At 38.9% G+C, this 17954-nt stretch carries 21 protein-coding genes and 1 tRNA gene; 9 read left to right on the top strand and 13 right to left on the bottom strand.

Translation table 11 applies throughout. The annotated features are described in order from the left end of the window. The first annotated feature begins 62 nt into the window (after positions 1-62). Positions 63-407: a YojF family protein gene (locus tag AC1TPB_RS10295; RefSeq protein ID WP_482076400.1), complete on the top strand. Its 345-nt coding sequence runs from the start codon at positions 63-65 to the stop codon at positions 405-407. A gap of 10 nt (positions 408-417) precedes the next feature. Here the strand turns inward: AC1TPB_RS10295 and AC1TPB_RS10290 are convergent, their stop codons facing one another. Further along, positions 418-591 carry a hypothetical protein gene (locus tag AC1TPB_RS10290; RefSeq protein ID WP_482076399.1) on the bottom strand — a complete coding sequence of 58 codons (174 nt, stop codon included), beginning with the start codon at positions 589-591 and terminating at the stop codon, positions 418-420. Positions 592-702: 111 nt separating this feature from the next. On the opposite strand from AC1TPB_RS10290, the gene bshB2 reads away from it, so the two are divergent. From bshB2 to AC1TPB_RS10275, 3 genes are all read left to right on the top strand, one after another. Beyond that, positions 703-1362 carry a bacillithiol biosynthesis deacetylase BshB2 gene (gene bshB2, locus AC1TPB_RS10285; RefSeq protein ID WP_482076398.1) on the top strand — a complete coding sequence of 220 codons (660 nt, stop codon included), beginning with the start codon at positions 703-705 and terminating at the stop codon, positions 1360-1362. Positions 1363-1439: 77 nt separating this feature from the next. Continuing rightward, positions 1440-1967 (top strand): DUF402 domain-containing protein, encoded by a 528-nt coding sequence (locus AC1TPB_RS10280; protein WP_482076397.1) that lies wholly within the window; start codon positions 1440-1442, stop codon positions 1965-1967. 265 nt (positions 1968-2232) lie between these two features. After that, positions 2233-2484, top strand: coding sequence for a DUF2804 family protein (locus AC1TPB_RS10275; RefSeq protein WP_482076396.1), 252 nt, complete (start codon positions 2233-2235; stop codon positions 2482-2484). A 257-nt stretch (positions 2485-2741) separates the two neighbouring features. Here AC1TPB_RS10275 and AC1TPB_RS10270 read toward each other — a convergent pair whose 3' ends face one another. Continuing rightward, positions 2742-3281, bottom strand: a complete 540-nt coding sequence (locus tag AC1TPB_RS10270; RefSeq protein ID WP_482076395.1) for a GNAT family N-acetyltransferase — start codon at positions 3279-3281, stop codon at positions 2742-2744. A 2-nt stretch (positions 3282-3283) separates the two neighbouring features. Next, on the bottom strand, positions 3284-4327 hold the full coding sequence (locus tag AC1TPB_RS10265) for a phosphotransferase enzyme family protein (protein ID WP_482076394.1): 1044 nt from the start codon (positions 4325-4327) through the stop codon (positions 3284-3286). A 110-nt stretch (positions 4328-4437) separates the two neighbouring features. Here AC1TPB_RS10265 and AC1TPB_RS10260 point away from each other — a divergent pair, with 110 nt between their 5' ends. Beyond that, the gene (locus AC1TPB_RS10260) at positions 4438-5355 is read left to right on the top strand and encodes an AraC family transcriptional regulator (protein WP_482076393.1); all 918 of its coding nucleotides are present in this window, start codon (positions 4438-4440) and stop codon (positions 5353-5355) included. A gap of 85 nt (positions 5356-5440) precedes the next feature. Here AC1TPB_RS10260 and mnhG read toward each other — a convergent pair whose 3' ends face one another. Genes mnhG through AC1TPB_RS10225 form a run of 7 tightly spaced genes read right to left on the bottom strand, consistent with a single transcriptional unit; the run spans position 5441 to position 11253 of the window. Continuing rightward, on the bottom strand, positions 5441-5836 hold the full coding sequence (mnhG, locus tag AC1TPB_RS10255) for a monovalent cation/H(+) antiporter subunit G (protein ID WP_482076392.1): 396 nt from the start codon (positions 5834-5836) through the stop codon (positions 5441-5443). After that, complete coding sequence (locus AC1TPB_RS10250; protein ID WP_482062914.1) at positions 5814-6098, bottom strand: Na(+)/H(+) antiporter subunit F1; 285 nt, start codon at positions 6096-6098, stop codon at positions 5814-5816. Before AC1TPB_RS10250 ends, mnhG begins: the two co-directional genes overlap by 23 nt. After that, complete coding sequence (locus AC1TPB_RS10245) at positions 6098-6574, bottom strand: Na+/H+ antiporter subunit E (RefSeq protein ID WP_482062913.1); 477 nt, start codon at positions 6572-6574, stop codon at positions 6098-6100. The genes AC1TPB_RS10250 and AC1TPB_RS10245 overlap by 1 nt, the downstream gene beginning before the upstream one ends. Positions 6575-6606: 32 nt before the next feature. Further along, positions 6607-8094, bottom strand: coding sequence for a Na+/H+ antiporter subunit D (locus AC1TPB_RS10240; RefSeq protein ID WP_482076391.1), 1488 nt, complete (start codon positions 8092-8094; stop codon positions 6607-6609). Next, on the bottom strand, positions 8087-8425 hold the full coding sequence (locus AC1TPB_RS10235) for a Na(+)/H(+) antiporter subunit C (RefSeq protein ID WP_482062911.1): 339 nt from the start codon (positions 8423-8425) through the stop codon (positions 8087-8089). The genes AC1TPB_RS10240 and AC1TPB_RS10235 overlap by 8 nt, the downstream gene beginning before the upstream one ends. Continuing rightward, a complete protein-coding gene (locus AC1TPB_RS10230) occupies positions 8425-8850 on the bottom strand; it encodes a Na(+)/H(+) antiporter subunit B (RefSeq protein WP_482062910.1) in 426 nt (141 codons plus the stop codon). The genes AC1TPB_RS10235 and AC1TPB_RS10230 overlap by 1 nt, the downstream gene beginning before the upstream one ends. 3 nt (positions 8851-8853) lie before the next feature. Further along, entirely contained in the window at positions 8854-11253 is a 2400-nt protein-coding gene (locus AC1TPB_RS10225; RefSeq protein ID WP_482076390.1) for a Na+/H+ antiporter subunit A, read from the bottom strand. 246 nt (positions 11254-11499) lie between these two features. Between AC1TPB_RS10225 and AC1TPB_RS10220 the strand changes: the two genes are divergently transcribed. The 4 genes from AC1TPB_RS10220 to AC1TPB_RS10205 all read left to right on the top strand — a co-directional run bounded on the left by AC1TPB_RS10220 (position 11500) and on the right by AC1TPB_RS10205 (position 15655). Then, a complete protein-coding gene (locus AC1TPB_RS10220) occupies positions 11500-12156 on the top strand; it encodes a universal stress protein (RefSeq protein ID WP_482076389.1) in 657 nt (218 codons plus the stop codon). A 309-nt stretch (positions 12157-12465) separates the two neighbouring features. Then, positions 12466-13857: an ABC transporter substrate-binding protein gene (locus AC1TPB_RS10215; protein WP_482076388.1), complete on the top strand. Its 1392-nt coding sequence runs from the start codon at positions 12466-12468 to the stop codon at positions 13855-13857. A 122-nt stretch (positions 13858-13979) separates the two neighbouring features. Next, the gene (locus AC1TPB_RS10210) at positions 13980-14822 is read left to right on the top strand and encodes a carbohydrate ABC transporter permease (RefSeq protein ID WP_482076387.1); all 843 of its coding nucleotides are present in this window, start codon (positions 13980-13982) and stop codon (positions 14820-14822) included. Further along, positions 14822-15655, top strand: a complete 834-nt coding sequence (locus AC1TPB_RS10205) for a carbohydrate ABC transporter permease (protein ID WP_482076386.1) — start codon at positions 14822-14824, stop codon at positions 15653-15655. Before AC1TPB_RS10210 ends, AC1TPB_RS10205 begins: the two co-directional genes overlap by 1 nt. Positions 15656-15812: 157 nt before the next feature. On the opposite strand, the gene AC1TPB_RS10200 is transcribed toward AC1TPB_RS10205, so the two are convergent. The 3 genes from AC1TPB_RS10200 to AC1TPB_RS10190 all read right to left on the bottom strand — a co-directional run bounded on the left by AC1TPB_RS10200 (position 15813) and on the right by AC1TPB_RS10190 (position 17809). Beyond that, positions 15813-15889, bottom strand: a tRNA-Asp gene (locus AC1TPB_RS10200). A gap of 82 nt (positions 15890-15971) precedes the next feature. Further along, positions 15972-16979 carry an electron transfer flavoprotein subunit alpha/FixB family protein gene (locus tag AC1TPB_RS10195; RefSeq protein ID WP_482076385.1) on the bottom strand — a complete coding sequence of 336 codons (1008 nt, stop codon included), beginning with the start codon at positions 16977-16979 and terminating at the stop codon, positions 15972-15974. Continuing rightward, positions 16979-17809: an electron transfer flavoprotein subunit beta/FixA family protein gene (locus AC1TPB_RS10190; protein ID WP_482076384.1), complete on the bottom strand. Its 831-nt coding sequence runs from the start codon at positions 17807-17809 to the stop codon at positions 16979-16981. The genes AC1TPB_RS10195 and AC1TPB_RS10190 overlap by 1 nt, the downstream gene beginning before the upstream one ends. Positions 17810-17954: the final 145 nt, after the last annotated feature.

Raw genomic sequence — 17954 nt, 5'->3', positions numbered from 1 at the left:
TATTTAATCTATCGGGCAATATCTTGTATAATGGAAAGTAGAGTAGAAAGTGAGGCGTATTTATGAATCCAATTGAGGTTGAAGATATTCAGAAACATATCGATGCTTTTCGAAACACTCCATTATATATCCATTTGGAATTAACGACAGGCGCTTACGCTGCACATTTGGATGTAACAAAGCATCCAGCAGCTAATTTTATACGGAACGCAGTTATTACGTATTCACATGGTTCAATTGAAGGGAAAGGCCCATATCGAGTTGGATTAAAGCTTGAGCATGGTTGGGTTTATGCAGAAGGATTAACACATTTTGTGGATGATGAGCAAGGTAGGTTGGCATTGGCAGGAATTAATTCGGAGGGGAAGCTGGTCGTAGCCCTACAACTCAGTACAACCCCCTTCTAGAAGGGGAAGTTCAAAAAGCAGACTTTGATAACGATGATTGGCTTCGTAGCATATTCGACATCGAATCTGAAGCGAACTTGGAAAGTACGGTTCGCGTGTACCAAACACGTACACTTGCGCTTCCGCTTTTCTCAAGTAGCGCTCCAGCTTCTCGGTTCTGAAAGCCCGCTTTTTGAACTTTCATTTTAATTTGGTAACTCTAAACGTCCGACTGTGACCACGATGACTATGCTAACGTAGCTTCACCGGAATCGAATATGTCAACTTAACAGACCTAATAATAGGAGGTTTCACCATGTCAGAAAAAATATTGGTTGTTTTACCGCATCCTGATGATGAAGCATTCGGGTTATCAGGTACTCTTGCGAAATTTATAGATGAAGGTGCTCAAGTCACTTATGCATGCTTAACATTAGGCGAGATGGGACGAGGACTTGGTAATCCTTTGATTGCTGATCGAATTAGTTTGCCCCATTATCGTAAGCAAGAATTAATTCAAGCCTGTAAGGCGATTGGTTTTGAAGATGTACGCATGTTAGGATTTCTTGATAAAACCGTTGAATTTGAGCCGAAGGAATATATTGATTCGGTCATTAGAGAGATATATAACGATGTCCAGCCAACGTTAGTGCTTACATTCTTCCCTGGGTTCAGTGTTCATCCCGATCATGATGCTACTGGTGCCTCGGTCATTCGCGTTCTTGAGGATATACCAGCAAGTGAACGTCCCCCAGTGTGGTGCATTGCGTTCGCACATGATATGTACGATATGAATGGGGAACCTGATATTACTGTCGATGTGTCATCGTATCTTAAGCAGAAAAAAGATGCGATTGCGGCACATGCTACGCAGTTCCAAATATCAGAGATGTTTGGTAATGATGATACTGAATCACCAGAAGTTAAATCGAAATTCGGTAAGGAACATTTCTGGACATATCATTTTAACAAGTAAAATAAACAATATAGGTGGTATGGGAAGAGTCATCTTACGATGGCTCTTCTTATGTACTTATAGCTAGGAGAGCTAGAGTGGAGCATTATAACAAGTTGAGAAAATCTGTACAAATTCAAGCATTTAAGTATCCGAATCGCTTACATTATGAATGGGAAGCTGACTTAATTGAGCTTAATGAACAATATGCGATGGTTGCCTGTCACGCAGGTCGGAAATTTCACCATTATACAAAGCAGAAGCAATTTATTATGCCTTACCCATCCATAGAAATTTTCTTTTTTGAAGAGTGGTATACGTTTTCGGTATCATTTCGAGAAAATGGTGAAATGATGCACTATTGTAATGTAGCAATGCCATCCCGATTGGATAATGGTATTATTTCATTTGTTGATCTAGATCTTGATTATTTGCAGGAGCCGCATGAGGATTGGAAAGTAGTAGATGAAGATGAATTCCTTCATAATCAACAAACATATAATTATCCTAAAGCGTTAATTGAGGGTGCCCAATTAGGGCTAGCAAAGCTGCAGCAACTCGTTGCCACTAAACAATTCCCGTTCGATGGAAAAATAAATATTAAAAAGTATGAAAGCGTTTTATAATGCTGGAAGACTAACTCTACAATGACTACTGCTGACGGGGGAATTTAATGAGGACGGACATCCATAATAAGTGGGAAATAGGAAGCAAAGGTTTAAAAACGAAATGGGCAGATCAAGTTACACCAGATCATATATTGCCCCATTATCCGAGACCTCAACTAGAGCGATCGTAATGGACAAAAACGGTTATGTTTGAACAATCAACCGTTAATTCCAGCAGGACGTTTTGCCAAATCGCGTTTTCAAAAATAACGGAGGTGTAGTTATGCAATATGAAATTGTTACTCCAGGTCTACTACTTAGTAATGATGGTATGTTGAACCAGAAAGGCTACAGTACATCTGCAGTATTAACGTATAATCGCAAACATATTAAAGCATCTCCATGGCAAATTAAAGAATGGGATTTCTATCAAGTATTTGCTAGATTTGATGGTAAAGTCATACTGGATAACGGAGAAGTATTGGAGATTAATAATTTGGTAGGCTTTGTGGAGCATGCGATTAATAATTGGTAGAGTTTCAAAAAAAGATTAGATATTAAATAACTTTTGGGGAAATCAGAGGCTATTTCTACAGACATAATGTCTCATGTAATCGTTATTGCATCGCTAAGAGAATAAGAACTGCTTCCATCGCTATTATGCTCCCGTTTCTTATGTTTGACTAATTTGAAATGGGAGACATAAGGGCAAAGTTATTGCTATTCAGCTAGTTTATATTCTCTCCGCCGCGAAGTATTTTATCTACTGAAAACCTTCCACTTTTCGTGCACCTACGAATTAGTAAACCGAAATACTAACTTATCACTTCCTTCTGTATCCTTTGCATGCTCTTCCGAATATTGTCCATTGGTGTAAGCGGCTAAAGCCTTACGCCAAAACATTTGCGCTCTCATATTTCGATCTATTAGCCCTGTCTGTACTTCCCAGTTTCCTTTGAATTGGTCAAACACCTGCCTAGCAGCTTCTTCTCCCACACCCTTGCTACGGAAAGGGCGTAGCAGGAAAAATTCATTCAAATAATAATTAATATATGAAGGGCAAGGTGTAAATGGCGGGGTTGCGATAAAAGCAAGTCCAGCAGGAATGTCATCAACCGTAATTAGGAAAGGGAATAATACGGATGGTTTTTCCCACCATATATCAAACACTGTATTTTGCTCAATCAGCGTCATCATGTCATTTTCTTCATACACCCCGAACCGATTAGGTTTGTTTTCCCATATTTCAGATAAATCGTGCAGATAGAGCGGGTAGATATTATTTATAATAAACTTGTTATCTACATCACAGAGCTGAACTTTAATATCCATTTTTAAATCCTCTTTTCTATTTTACGGGGCTCTTTGATCTCGACCGGCTCGATAGGATTGAACAGGAATGGAGCACCCTTAATATACTCTCTTATTATGGCTTGAGCGTATGGTTGTTCTTCGATTAATCCGGCAGTTTCTCTCGGGTCGGAGGCATGACTACAGTAATTCGTGATCATGGCCATTACAAAGAAACAAGATAAATCCTCGATGTAGTTAGGTTCAAGATTTCTAACGCTTTCATAAGCTTGGATAAACAATTGCCGCTGATAGGGATACAATCCAACAAGAGCTCCTGCAATATCATAGAGATGATGCCCATATCCACATCTGCCAAAATCGATAGGGAACGGATCATCGGCTTTGAATACAACATTGCCTGTATGCAAGTCTGCATGAATTAACCCATAGTTATGATCGTTTATTTGCATTGCCGCAAGTTGAAGCTCAATTTTCTCAGCAGCTTCTTGGTACGAGCTCCATGCCTGGTCTGTTAAAAAACACTCATAGTAAATTTTTAGCTTAGTCATATCACTCTTTAAGCTATCTGCTCCCCAAGTTGGACGCGTAAAATCATGAGATGGCACGAAGGTTGCGGCTGCTTCATGTAGATTCGCCATTAATAACCCCATATTCATCACCTGACGATCTGTTAGACCGGTACACTGCTGATCTCCTTCTAACCAGCTCATCAAAGTAACGTATATGTGACTGTCGTGATTTGTTTCAATCTCAAGCACATAGACGCCGTCACGTGTTGCTATCCCATTCGGAACGATGATACCCTCACATTGGTCTAGCGCATTAAGCCATATGATTTCAGAAAGAATTTCCTCTTTAGTCATATCATTTGAATGAATTCGTAGCAGGAAACAACCATCCTTCTCCGTCTCTATCTTGAAAGTGATCGTATCAGATAATTGATTAAAGTGGATACTTGTCCATGCCAGGTCGTACGATTGTAGTGCTGACAATGCTGCTTTTCTTGCCTGTGCAAGCAGTCCACTTACATCTTCCTCCATCTCTAATTGAAAAAAACTATTCATTTGCTACCCTCGAGTTTTCTCATTTCATGGTAATATGGAATATACTACTATACAAATGAGCTTGGCAATGAACCAATCTTGCGCTTTTTCGAAGGGGGTTAGAGACACAAATGAACAGAAGCATGCTTGAAACGATTGAATCCGCTCTGATTTATATAGAGTCGAGGTTGAAATACAAATTAAATATTTTAGAAATTGCACAAACTGTTCATATGTCCAAATATCATGCGCATAGATTGCTAAGTCGCGCAGTCGGGCAATCACTTATGAACTATATTCGTGCAAGAAAGCTATCCGCGAGCATCGAATTGTTATTAGAGTCGCGCTACAACGTTATCGATATTAGCAATTACTTCGCATTTGAGCATGAGCAGTCTTATATTCGTGCCTTTAAAAAGTTGTACGGTTTAAGCCCCACCCAATTCAGAAAAACACAGCCCGAGTTATCTCTGACAGAGAAAGCTGACCTATCCCATTTAACGGAACTTCATGGGGCCCTAATTTTTACACCAACCGTTGTGTTCAAGTCTGCTATCAATTTAGTCGGTTCCAAACATAAAATTATGCAGGAAGAAAACTTGAATAATTTCCGGGCAAATACGGTTGGGAATGAGTTTGTTATGAAACATAGAGATTCCATAAAGCATAAGATCTACGATCAAGTTTATATCGGATTGACAAAATACGAGTCTTGGGAAGAGGAGTCATACAGCTATTATTTCCCTTCTGTCCAAGTGTCTTCATTCAACGAAATTCCTGCTGGCATGGAAATGAATTCCCTTCCGGCGAGCAAGTACGCGATTTTTACATACATCGGTGATTTCCATCCGAGGAGTTTGACTAGCAAGCATTTGGAACAGATAGGGGTTTATATCCAGAACTATGTCCGTTTACATAAGCCAAGTTTCTATCAATCCGAACTCTTTCATTATGAATATATCGATGAGAAATTAGCTACTAATCATTACTGTGAGGTGGATATTTATATTCCTATCAAGTCATTGACAGTAAAAGAGGGACTTTGTTAAAGATCAAGGGGATGTTGCTACAGTCAGAAAAATTGCAAAAAGGTGGTCTCCAGCTTGGAGATCACCTTTTTGCTTACTGTTCTATCTAGTTATCTGCATCCACAGGTCTTTCTTGCTCATCTTTTACAACTTGTTCTTCATACAATACTTTCAAATCATCCTGTACACTTATGGGAGCCAGTGGTGTACCGTAACGATGTGCAGAACGAGTAACAAGATGGCCAGCGACAGGAGCGGTTAGAAACACGAACACGATCGCTAGCAATAGACGAACACTTGAAACACCATGGGTGAACGAGAAATAAATAAATGCACCGGACAATATGGATAGTATTCCTAATGTAGCGCTCTTCGTTGTGGCATGAGCACGATTATATACATCCGGCAGGCGAATTAGTCCGAATGAGCTTAGCAAACTCATCGCTGTGCCAAATAGTACGAGGATAATGACAATCCATTCAATCATTCCGTTTACGCCCAATGACGACACCTCTTTCCATATATCTGCTTAATGCAATCGTACTAAGGAATGCTAGAATACCGATTAATAATATCGTTTCCAGATAAGCATGAGAGTTGAGATGGATCGATAATATGGCCACTATTCCGATAATGATGTAGGCAATAGAATCGAGCGCCAGAATTCGATCATGAATCGTCGGTCCTTTAATAATACGATAAAGCGTAATAATAAGTGAGATAGAAAGGAGAAACATCGCAAGCAACATAATTGTATTAAACATTATCGCATCACCTCGATAATCGCATTTTCGAATTTTTTCTTAGTTTTTGTAATATTGTTATGAAAATCTTTTGCATCCATTGCGTGTATATACAATACCTTTTGCTTTGGATCGACTTCCATCACGACTGATCCTGGTGTTAACGTAAGCAATGAAATAAGTAATGAAATTTCAAAATCAGTTTCAAGAATCGTCTCTGATTTGAAGATACCGGGCTGAATCGTTAACCTAGGACGAAGAATTTCCTTCAGAACGGTGATGCTTGATTTGAATAGTTCAACGATAAATAGTAGCAACAGTTTTACTGCAGCAGACAGCTTCTTCCCATAGAATGGAGTAGCAAAAAAGCGTCGCATCGTTAGGATGATGATAAAGCCAACTACGTAGCCGACTGCAAAAATAACGATATTCCAGCTTTCATTCAGTAGCATCCAAATAAAAGCAATTAATAGGTTAATTAGTATCTGCGTTGTCATTGATTTACACTTCCCTTTTACTTAGGCTGGGGTCAAGGACTAATCTGCTGGAGTACCGCCTCGATATATATATTTGGATTGACCATAACATCCGTTGCTTGTGAGATAAATGTCATGATCCATTCTGCACCAATACCCATACCAGCAATACAGATGACAAGAATCGTACCTGGTAGTAATGCGTTTGTGCCAGTAGAATATTCTTGGCCTTCACTCATTAATGTCTCGCCCCAGAAGCTATGGATAAATATTTTCATGACGGAGTATAGCACGAGTAAGCTTGTTAACAAGCCAATAATCGATATAATTAATTCTCCTTCGGCTACGGCACCTTTCAAGATCATTACTTTACCGACAAAGCCGCCGAGAGGTGGAACACCTGCTAATGCTAATGCTCCGATAAAGAATAACCAGCCAAGCAGTGGACGGAATAGAATTAAGCCGCTAAATTCTTTAAGCTTGTCTGTACCGAAGATACTAATGATCGCACCGCCAGTAATAAAGATTAATGCTTTAGAAAGCATATCATGAATGAGATAGAAGAGAGAGCCACTAAGTGATTGCTCGGTCGCTATCGATACTCCGAATAAGATGAAACCAACAGAAACGATAACATTATAGGAGAGAATCTTCTTAATTTCCCATTGTGAGATTGCGCCAAGAGCGCCGAGTATCATCGTTATGGCGGCCATCCACATCATCACTGTATGTGTAACCTCCGGATTATGGTAGAAAATAAGTGTGAACATACGGATAATCGTATATACACCTACTTTCGTTAACAATGCTGCAAACAATGCTGCAATCGGTGCAGGTGGGGCACTGTATGAACCAGGCAGCCAGAAGAACAGCAACAGCCCTGATTTCAATCCGAATACGGTTAAGTATAAGAAGCTTATTGCTGTAAGTAGGCCATCTAGGCTAGCCATTGCAACACGCTCAGATAGATGCGCCATATTCAACGTTCCAGTTACAGAATACAAATAACCGGTTGCGATAACGAACAAGGTAGAAGCAATAACATTGATAAGTACATATTTAATGGATTCTCGCAGCTGAATTTTCTTACCACCGAGTACGATTAGTACATACGATGCAATTAACATAACCTCAAAAAATACGAATAGATTGAAAATATCTCCTGTTAAGAAGCTACCATTGACACCCGCAAGTAGTATAAGAATCATCGGATAGACAAAATGGCGTTTATGACCAACTTCGAATGAATTGAAGCCAAATAGTAAACACATTAACGTTACAAAGCTTGCTACCGTAACTAGAATAACAGCTAACATATCACCAACGAGCACAATACCATAAGGTGCGGACCAACCACCTAGCTCAAGTACGACAATACCTTGCTCAGAAACATAGTAGACAGTGAAAGCAGATATCGCAATAGCAGCGAGTACACTTATACCAGTTAACCATTGCTGCAGCTTAATTTTTTCGCGAATAAATACAAGAACCATTGCCATTAGCAAAGGGATAATAATGGGATAGATTAGAATATTACTCATGCGATTCTCCTTTCAGCTTTTTCATGTTGTCAGTTCCAAGCTCGATATAGGTTCGATAGCCCAGCACAAGTAATAATGCAGTAAGGGCGAAGCTAATGACGATAGATGTTAATATTAATGCTTGTGGAATTGGATCTGTATAAATTTCACCGTGCTCACTTAGCAATGGAGCATTACCTTTCTTAAGTCCGTTAATAGCGATTAACATAAGATGAGTAGCATGACTGAACAATGTTACACCCAGAATGATCCGCAGAAAGTTTTTATTCAAAATAAGATAAACTGCAATCGTAAAAAGTATCCCAGCAATAATAATAATAAATGTTTCCATTAGATGTCATCCTCACTTATGCTCGTAATGATCGTCATTGTCGTCCCCAGAACGGTCAAGTATACACCTAGATCAAAGATCGCTGCACTTGCGAGCTCTGTTTTCCCAAGGAAAGGCAGATCAACGTAGGTGTAGGTTTGTGAGAGAAAAGGAACATCCAGCACAAGTGAAACGACGCCTGTTAATACAGCAATAAGTACACCTGTTGCAGCAAGTTTCTTGAAATCTACAGGAATAATATCACGTACCGATTGGAGATCGAAGGCAATATAGAGCAATATTAGCGCAGAAGCAGTAATTAACCCTCCAATAAAACCTCCACCAGGATTATTATGACCTGCAAAGAGTACATAGATAGAGAAGGTCATGATTATAAATACGAGAATTTTCGTAGCTGTTTGCAAATAAACATCAGTAAACTTCATATTTTATTCATTCCTTCCCGCATGTCTTAATTTAATCAAAGTGTAAATTCCGATACCGGCTGAGAACAGTACAACAATTTCAAGCATCGTATCGAAAGCGCGAAAATCTACAAGGATAGCGTTAACGATATTTTTCGCACCAGCTAATTGATAGGCATCGTTGAAGTAGGATGCGATAGGCTGGAAAATACGATGACCATAAGCAGAGAGACCAATTAACGTTAATGTCGTTCCAACTCCTATAGCTACAATCGCATTAGTAAGTTTGAACTTTATCGATGTAATATTCGTCTTCAACTTCGGCAAGAAGTAGAAGCATAGTAAGAACAGTGTTGTAGAGATTGTCTCAACAACTAGCTGAGTTAAGGCAAGATCCGGTGCTCGGAAAATAACGAAGTAGAGCGACACTGTAAAGCCAATAACGCTAACTCCCATAATAGACATTAGTCGTGATTTGGAGAATAGAACAAATACTGCAGCAATAACAGTCGCGATACCTAATACGAATTCATACCATTCAATTGGCGAATCATTGGACATATCCAAGTAGAAGGAATTTGTTGCTAACAAAGTTCCAAGTACTGTAATGATTAAGAAACAGAAAATATAGATTAAATAATGTGTCGTAGAGCCAGTCATATAACTACGAGTTACTGCCGTACCGAATTTTTCTAAGTTTACAATGCCTTTATCATATAAATGATTCAAGCTATACCGTTTGGACAATAAAGAAAAGATTGGTGACTTCCATTTCTCTATTCTCAAGAATAGGAATATTCCGATAACAATGAGCCCAATCGTCATAAATAATTCTAAGTTAAGTCCATGCCAAGCAGTAATATGAGGTGCATGCCAGTTGGGATCCTTTGCAAATACATTAGGTGCCATCCCTTTGACCGTAGGTTCTAGAATAGACGTTACGACAAGCCCAGGGAATAAGAAAAGCGCAATTGCTAATATAGATAATACTGTTGGTGAAGCTAGCATGCCAATGGGAGCCTCATGCGGCACACGCTCTAATAGCTTCGCGTGATACGTCCCTGTGAACGATTTGAAAATAATAATCATACAGTAAATAAATGTGAAAATACTTGCTATCCATGCGACAACAGGAATGATGTTGACCCATGAACTATTGTTTTCAGATAACGTAAGCATGCTAGTAAAGAACATTTCTTTACTAAGAAATCCACTAAATGGCGGTAAACCAGCCATCGAGAAGGCACCTATCATCGTCAATGTGAATGATATTGGCATAAGATGCATAATACCACCCAGTTTACGAATGTCACGTGTACCTGTTTCATGATCGAGAATACCTACCATCATAAACAGACTACCTTTGAACACAGAGTGATTAATAAGGTGGAAGATCGCTGCAAGAAATGCGCCCATAAAAGCAAAGCTGATTTTATCCTCAAACATTCCATTCATCCCCATAGAACCGACACCGAGCAAACTCATAATTAAGCCGAGTTGACTTATGGTTGAATAAGCAAGCAAAGCTTTCAGATCGTATTGCTTGAGCGCATTGAATGAGCCCCAGAACAGCGTTACAATACCGACAATAATAATTGTCCAAGACCATTCTAGCTGAGCACCGAATATTGGCGTCATCCGAGCGACTAGATATACACCAGCCTTCACCATCGTAGCTGAATGTAAGTATGCGCTAATTGGTGTAGGTGCTTCCATCGCATCAGGCAACCAAATATGGAACGGAAACTGTGCTGATTTCGTAAATGCTCCTAGTAGAATAAAGAACATTGCTGGAATGAACAAGTAATGTGCAGAAACAGTATCACTCATTGCAATAATTTCACGAATGCTGAACGTGCCGGAGGCTACATATAAAATAATGAAGCCTAGCAGCATGGAAAAACCGCCTGTCATCGTAATGTACATTGCTTTCTGAGCACCATATCTTGAACGCTGTCGTTGATACCAATAAGCAATTAGTAAAAATGATGAAACGCTAGTAAGCTCCCAGAACGTATATAATACAAGTAAATTATCTGATAGTACCGAACCAAGCATTGCGCCCATAAATAACATAAGGTAGGTATAGAAGTGATGAAGTCGTTCGCGGTCCTTAGATAAGTAAAAGATGGAATAAAGAACGACTAATGAACCAATACCTGTTATAAGTAAGGCAAATAGCAATGATAAGCTATCTAAATAAAGCGTAAAGTGAATATCAAGCGAGGGAATCCATGGGACAGAAACGATTATTGGCTCAATCGCTTCATAGATCGAGAAATAGCCTGCGAAATAGACAAACAAAGCGACAGGAACAAATAACGCAATCCAACCGGTATGTATAGCAGATGTGTATTTGTATAACAATGGGATTATTATGACAAATACAAAGGGAAGTAAGATCGCTAGATGTAATGTAGACAAAAAGGCTTCCTCCTTAAACTTTTTATATTCTTCTCACGATGCAACCACTTGTATATAAAAAGTAGCATCGTAAGCATAAGCTTAAACTTTTTATGTTCTTCTCACGATGCAACCACTTGTATATAATAAGTAACATCGAAAGCATAAGTTTGATTAATTTCTATTAATTATACAACAACTACATTGACAAGAGCACCCCAGTTATGTAGGCTAAAGCTATTATTAAGATGAGGTGAATGAGTAATCATGAAGACTGCAGGTATGGATGAATGCATACTGGTCTGTGTGTATTATGGACCAAACGGTGAACGACTTATTCGGAGAGGCGGCAAAATTGCAGAAATGCTCAATTGTCCTCTTTACGTTTTGACAGTAGACGCTCAACCAGAAAGTGAATGGGATATAGAAAAAACTCATTACATTTCCGCCTGGAAAAGATTAGCACAGGAGCATGGCGCTGAACAATTTATTATTAAATATAATGAAAAACGACCAGTTGCAAAAGTTATTGCAGAAGTTGCGACTGATAAAAAGATTACACAAGTAGTGCTCGGTCAAACTGCACAAAATCGTTGGGAAGAGATTACTCGCGGTTCATTTATCAACGTATTGTTGGGCGAAATTCCTTTCATAGATTTGCATATTATTTCAGTTTCCCGTGGCGCTAACAACCAAGATGAGTTCTACGAAAAAGGAATTAGAGCATACTTGACATGTACGGAGGATGAATATAAACTTTGCTTCAATCATACACATAATGCAAAATACGAAGGTATCTTCTATAAAGAAGTTGGCACTGACTTTAACAATGGAGTGTTTAAGTTCTTGAAAGAAGATGAGATGATTGAGGTTCGTATTACTGATGATTATGTGAAAAATATAAATGAACGAATTAATGTTTAATTAAAGAACCACCCGATAAATGACAAAGAGAGCTATCAACGTAGTAATACGTTGATAGCTCTCTTTCGTTTCGAAAATTTTAAGAATAATCTAAGAAAGTACTGGGGAAGTTAGTATTATCAAAAGTTATTAAGAAAAAAATATGAATTAAATTTGGAAAAAGGAGAGAGATACAAAAAAACAATTGTCATTTATAAATGTCTGTGATACCACATGTTTGCATGTGAAATCGTTTTCGGTATCGTTTCCGATAAGCTTTCCGGAATACGCTTTTACTTTATGAATTTCATTTTAGAGGGGGATTTTAGAATGAAGAAATTCAACAAAGTTTTGAGTGTGCTTTTGGTAATGTCATTAGTACTTATTGCAGCTTGTTCTAACAATGGTGGAACAAATGCTCCAAAAGGAACGGATAATGGTCAAGGTAATGAAGGTGCCAAATCAAACGAAACGATTTATTACCTTAACTTCAAACCGGAAATTGCTGAAGTATATAAAAAAATTGCAAAAGATTACGAAGCAGAAACTGGAGTTAAAGTTAAAGTTGAAACAGCAGCGGCGGGTACTTATGAAACAATGTTGAAATCAGAAATTGCAAAATCAGAAGCTCCAACAATTTTCCAAATTAACGGTCCTGTTGGATACGATGCTTGGAAAGAATACACACTTGATTTGAAAGATACTAAATTATACAGCTACCTTTCTGATCAAAGCCTTGCAGTATCCGAAGGCGAAGGCGTATATGGTATTCCTTACGTAGTAGAAGGATATGGCATTATCTACAACAACGCGATTATGGAGAAATACTTTGCTTTAGGTACTAAAGCAACATCCATCTCTTCAATGGAAGAAGTAAATAACTTCGATACATTGAAATCAGTAGTTGAAGATATGCAAGCTAATGCTGATGCGCTTGGAATTAAAGGTGTATTCTCTTCTACTTCTCTAGGTGCTGGTGAGCAATGGAGATGGCAAACGCATCTAGCGAACATTTCTTTGTTCTATGAATTCAATGATATTCAAGGTTTCGACAATGCTACAAGAGCAGGTCTTTCTGCTGATGAGATCAAATTCTCTTACGGCAACAACTTCAAAAACATTTTTGATCTTTACATCAATAACTCTACTGTAAAACCTACGCTTCTAGGTAGTAAAACAGCTGCAGATTCTATGGCAGAATTCGCACTTGGTCAATCTGCTATGGTTCAAAATGGTAACTGGGCTTGGAATCAAATCAATGAAGTTAGCGGTAACACTGTAAACTCTGAGGATATTAAATTCCTTCCTATCTACACTGGTGTAACTGGTGAAGAAAACCAAGGGTTAGCTGTTGGTACTGAAAACTACTTCGCCATTAACAGCAAAGTTTCTGAGTCTAAGCAACAAGCTTCAATCGCATTCCTTGAGTGGTTGTTCACAAGTGAAACGGGTAAAGCTTATGTAACGAATGATCTTGGCTTCATCGCTCCATTCAATACATTTGCAGAAAATGAAAAACCAGCTGATCCACTTGCTAAAGAAATTTTAGCTTGGATGGAAAAAGATACAACATCTGTAGCTTGGACATTCGCAGCATTCCCAAGTGAAGATTTCAAAAACAGCTTCGGTGATGCATTACTCCAATATGCTCAAGGTAACGAAACTTGGGATAAAGTATCCACAGTTGTCGTAGATTCTTGGAAAAGTGAAAAAGCGAAGTAATAGATAAGTTAGAAGTAAATAAGCTAAGCAATAAATAAGCAGTTTAAACAGATGTCACTATACTAGACAGTCGTATAGTGACATCTGTTATTACACGAGATAGCAGAACAGGAGAGAACGCTATGCAGAAGTTGATTCAGAAATATTTTGCTCTTTTTGCATTGCCGACATTAATTGCATTTACACTAGCTTTCATTGTTCCGTTTATTATGGGGATATACTTGTCATTTACACAGTTTACAACAGTAAATGATGCTACATGGGTTGGATTAGACAACTATATTAAAGCATTCGCAGACAAGGACTTTCTTAATGCTTTATGGTTTACAGCTAGATTTACAATTGTGTCTGTAATTTCAATTAATGTGTTCGCATTTTTTATCGCTTTATTACTAACCAAAAAAGTGCTAGGTAAGAATGTATTCCGTACAGTTTTCTTCATGCCTAACCTTATTGGTGGTATCGTACTAGGTTATATCTGGCAACTAATATTCAACGGTATTCTTTATAAGTTCGATGTTACACTTACGAATGATCCTGCCTTTGGTTTTTGGGGATTAGTTATTCTAATGAATTGGCAACTTATCGGTTATATGATGATCATCTACATTGCTGGTATTCAAAACGTTCCGAAAGAGCAGCTTGAAGCAGCAAAAATTGATGGTGCTTCGAATGGAGTTATCCTTCGTAAAATCATTTTACCGCTTGTCATGCCTTCGATTACGATTTGTTTGTTCTTAAGTATATCCAATTCATTTAAGCTATTTGACCAAAACTTAGCATTGACTGCAGGTGCTCCTGCCAAACAAACGGCAATGCTAGCTCTGGATATTTTTAATACATTCTATGGTAAAGCTGGATTTGAAGGTGTTGGTCAAGCTAAAGCTGTTATGTTTTTCCTAATGGTAGGTATTATTGTGGTCGTACAACTTGCTATAACTAGAAGAAAGGAGATCGAAAACTAATGGATGATACACAACAAAAGCGACCGTTTCTCTTTCTCTTTCTTGTCGTATTGGCAGCAGCATTTCTATCCCCGATACTGATTGTTTTAATGAACTCCTTTAAAGGGAAATTTTTCATAAGTGATGCACCGTTTGTATTCCCAAACAGTGATACGTATGTTGGACTTGAAAACTATACAAGCGGTATTCAGAAAATTAATTTCTTTTCAGCTTTCGGAATGTCCTTGTTCATAACGATAGGCGCAGTTGCAGCAATTGTATTTTTTACATCTATGACGGGTTGGTATTTAACGCGTGTGAAAACAAAATGGGCTAGCGCATTATTTTACATGTTTGTCTTTTCTATGATCGTACCATTCCAAATGGTTATGTTTACAATGTCAAAAACAGCTAACGTATTAGGTTTAGACAACCCCATAGGTATTTTAATTATTTATTTAGGGTTTGGTTCGGGGCTTTCAGTCTTCTTGTTTAGCGGTTTTGTCAAATCAATACCGCTTGAAATTGAGGAAGCTGTAATGATAGATGGTGGAGGACCACCAGAAATGTTCTTTAAAGTTATTCTTCCTATATTGAAACCAATCGCTATTACAGTAGCTATTTTGAATGTCATGTGGGTATGGAATGACTATTTACTACCATTTCTAATCATCGGTACAGAATATAAAACGATTCCGATTGCTGTCCAATATCTTAAAGGTGGATATGGATCGATTGATATGGGTGCGATGATGGCGATGCTTGTTCTAGCGATTATTCCTATTGTCATTTTCTATTTATTCTGTCAGAAATACATTATTGAAGGCGTTGTTGCAGGCGCAGTAAAGGGTTAATACTCCAATGGAAGATCGAAGTATTGGTCAATTGCGATAACAGGGGTATAAGCAAGTGCTAGAAGATCATGGACTAACCATTGATCAGCAATTGGTTCTTGTAGCGGAAATTTAAAACAAAAAAAGAACCCCGAAGGACTCTATGTCGTTAAAATAATGGCGGAGCTGACGAGATTCGAACTCGCGATCTCCTGCGTGACAGGCAGGCATGTTGGGCCACTACACCACAGCTCCATGTATTAAATATCTCTTAGAGACAAGTAGTATCTTATCACGCAGGAACTATATAAGCAAGAGTTATTTCGAAATAAATGAATTATTGTCGAAATTCCTTTAATTGTGCAGTAAGAAGTGGCACAACTTCAAATAAATCACCGACAATACCATAATCAGCAATAGAGAAGATCGGTGCTTCACGATCCTTATTGATCGCTATAATAGTACGAGACTGACTCATTCCAGCAAGATGTTGGATTGCACCACTAATTCCGCAAGCGATGTAGAGCTCTGGAGTGACAACTTTTCCAGTTTGACCAATTTGCAGAGCATAATCGCAATAACCTGCATCGCAAGCTGCACGCGATGCACCAACAGCACCACCGAGTTCATCAGCTAGTTGCTTCAATACTACAAAACCTTCAGTCCCGCGAACACCTCTTCCTCCTGCGACAATAATATCTGCTTCTGTAAGATCAATTCCTTCATTAATACGCTTTACTACATGTTGCACAATCGATGAGAGTTGTATCCCTTCACAATTGACAGGATGTATATGTTCCTCTAGCTCAGTAATCGTTGCCTGTTCAACGAATGGTGCAGGGGCATTATTATTTGGACGAATAGAAAAAATATAAGGGGCAACCCCTTGAAATTTCCGACGTTCAAATGCTTTGCCTGCATAGATCGGACGTATAAAGCTAACTTTATCCTGGGATGCTTCTATTGTTGTAACGTCGGCAATATAGCCGCTATGTAAGGCTGCTGCTAGACGAGGCGCAAGCTCGCGACCATTAGATGTATGCCCGATAATGACATAACTAGGCTGTAATGTTCGCACGATATCTGTTAGCGCAGGTAGGACAATCGTTGCTTGATACGGTTCAAAATGAACATGTTTGGCAATATGTACTTCATGGACGCCATGTTGGATTAGTTCCTTCGCTGAAGCCATTAAGCTATCATCGGTATCGCTACCTGATAAGAAGGCGTGAATCACTCTTGATTGTCCATTGCATAGCGTTCTGGCAGCAGTAATAGCTTCCAATGTAACTCTTCGTAATTGTTGACCTTTGCGCTCAGCGACAATAACGATAGGTTGACTCATTAGCATTCTCCACCTTTTTTAATAATAGAACGTGCAAATAATTGCTCTAATAGAGTAGAAGCTTGCTGCTGGGCTGTTCCTGTAATGAACTGCCCAGCAGGTCTAGCGGCTGGAGGGAGAACCTGTTCACAATATGTAGCGCTTGTCGAGATTTTCTCTATTACGTCTGATAGTAGTAAATCAGATGAAAATAATTCTGTTAATGGCTTTTTCTTTGCCTTCATAATGCCTGGCAAGGAAGGGTAGCGTGGATCATTCAAGCCTTGCTGTGCTGTAATAAGTGCGGGAAGTGGAAGTAGCACGGTTTCTATGTCGCCTTCAACATCTCGCTCGACTAAGGCAAGCTTACCTTCCCATGGTGCTGCCTTAATATTCAATTCCAGCGCATCACCAAGCTGCAGCTTAATTGCAGCTGAAGCATGCGGCAATTGCAGCAATTCTGCTACTTGTAAAGCAACGCTACCGCTACCACTATCGACTGCGAACAATCCTGCTAGAATAAGATCCACGTTCATCGGTCGTATGGCAGCTGCTAGTAAATGAGCAATCGAACTACTTTGACTTAAATTATGATCAGCAATCAGAATGGCATGATCAGCGCCTACCGCAAGAGCTGAGCGTAAGGCATGCGTACTGCGTTCCGGACCTACCGAAATGACGATGATTTCTGCGTCATGCTGTTCCTTAATCCGCAATGCTTCTTCAAGTGCATATTCATCATAGGGATTAATAATGAATTTCGCACCGCCCTCATTAACTACACCATTATCAATATGAATCTTTTCCTCTGTATCAAACGTTTGCTTCAATAAGACAACAATTTTGAACATACGGATGCCCCTTTCATAGCGTTGTGCATTTGAACATATAACATGGTCCGAAGAGATTATAGCTCGTACGGTATAACCATATGAAAGCATGCAGCAAAATAGACCGCTAGTTTACTCATTACGCGAGAGCATGTTAACTCTTTGG

Source organism: Paenibacillus sp. Y951, from assembly GCF_056786395.1.
Note: the sequence above shows the minus strand (reverse complement) of the source record. Positions and strands in the feature narration are given on the sequence as shown.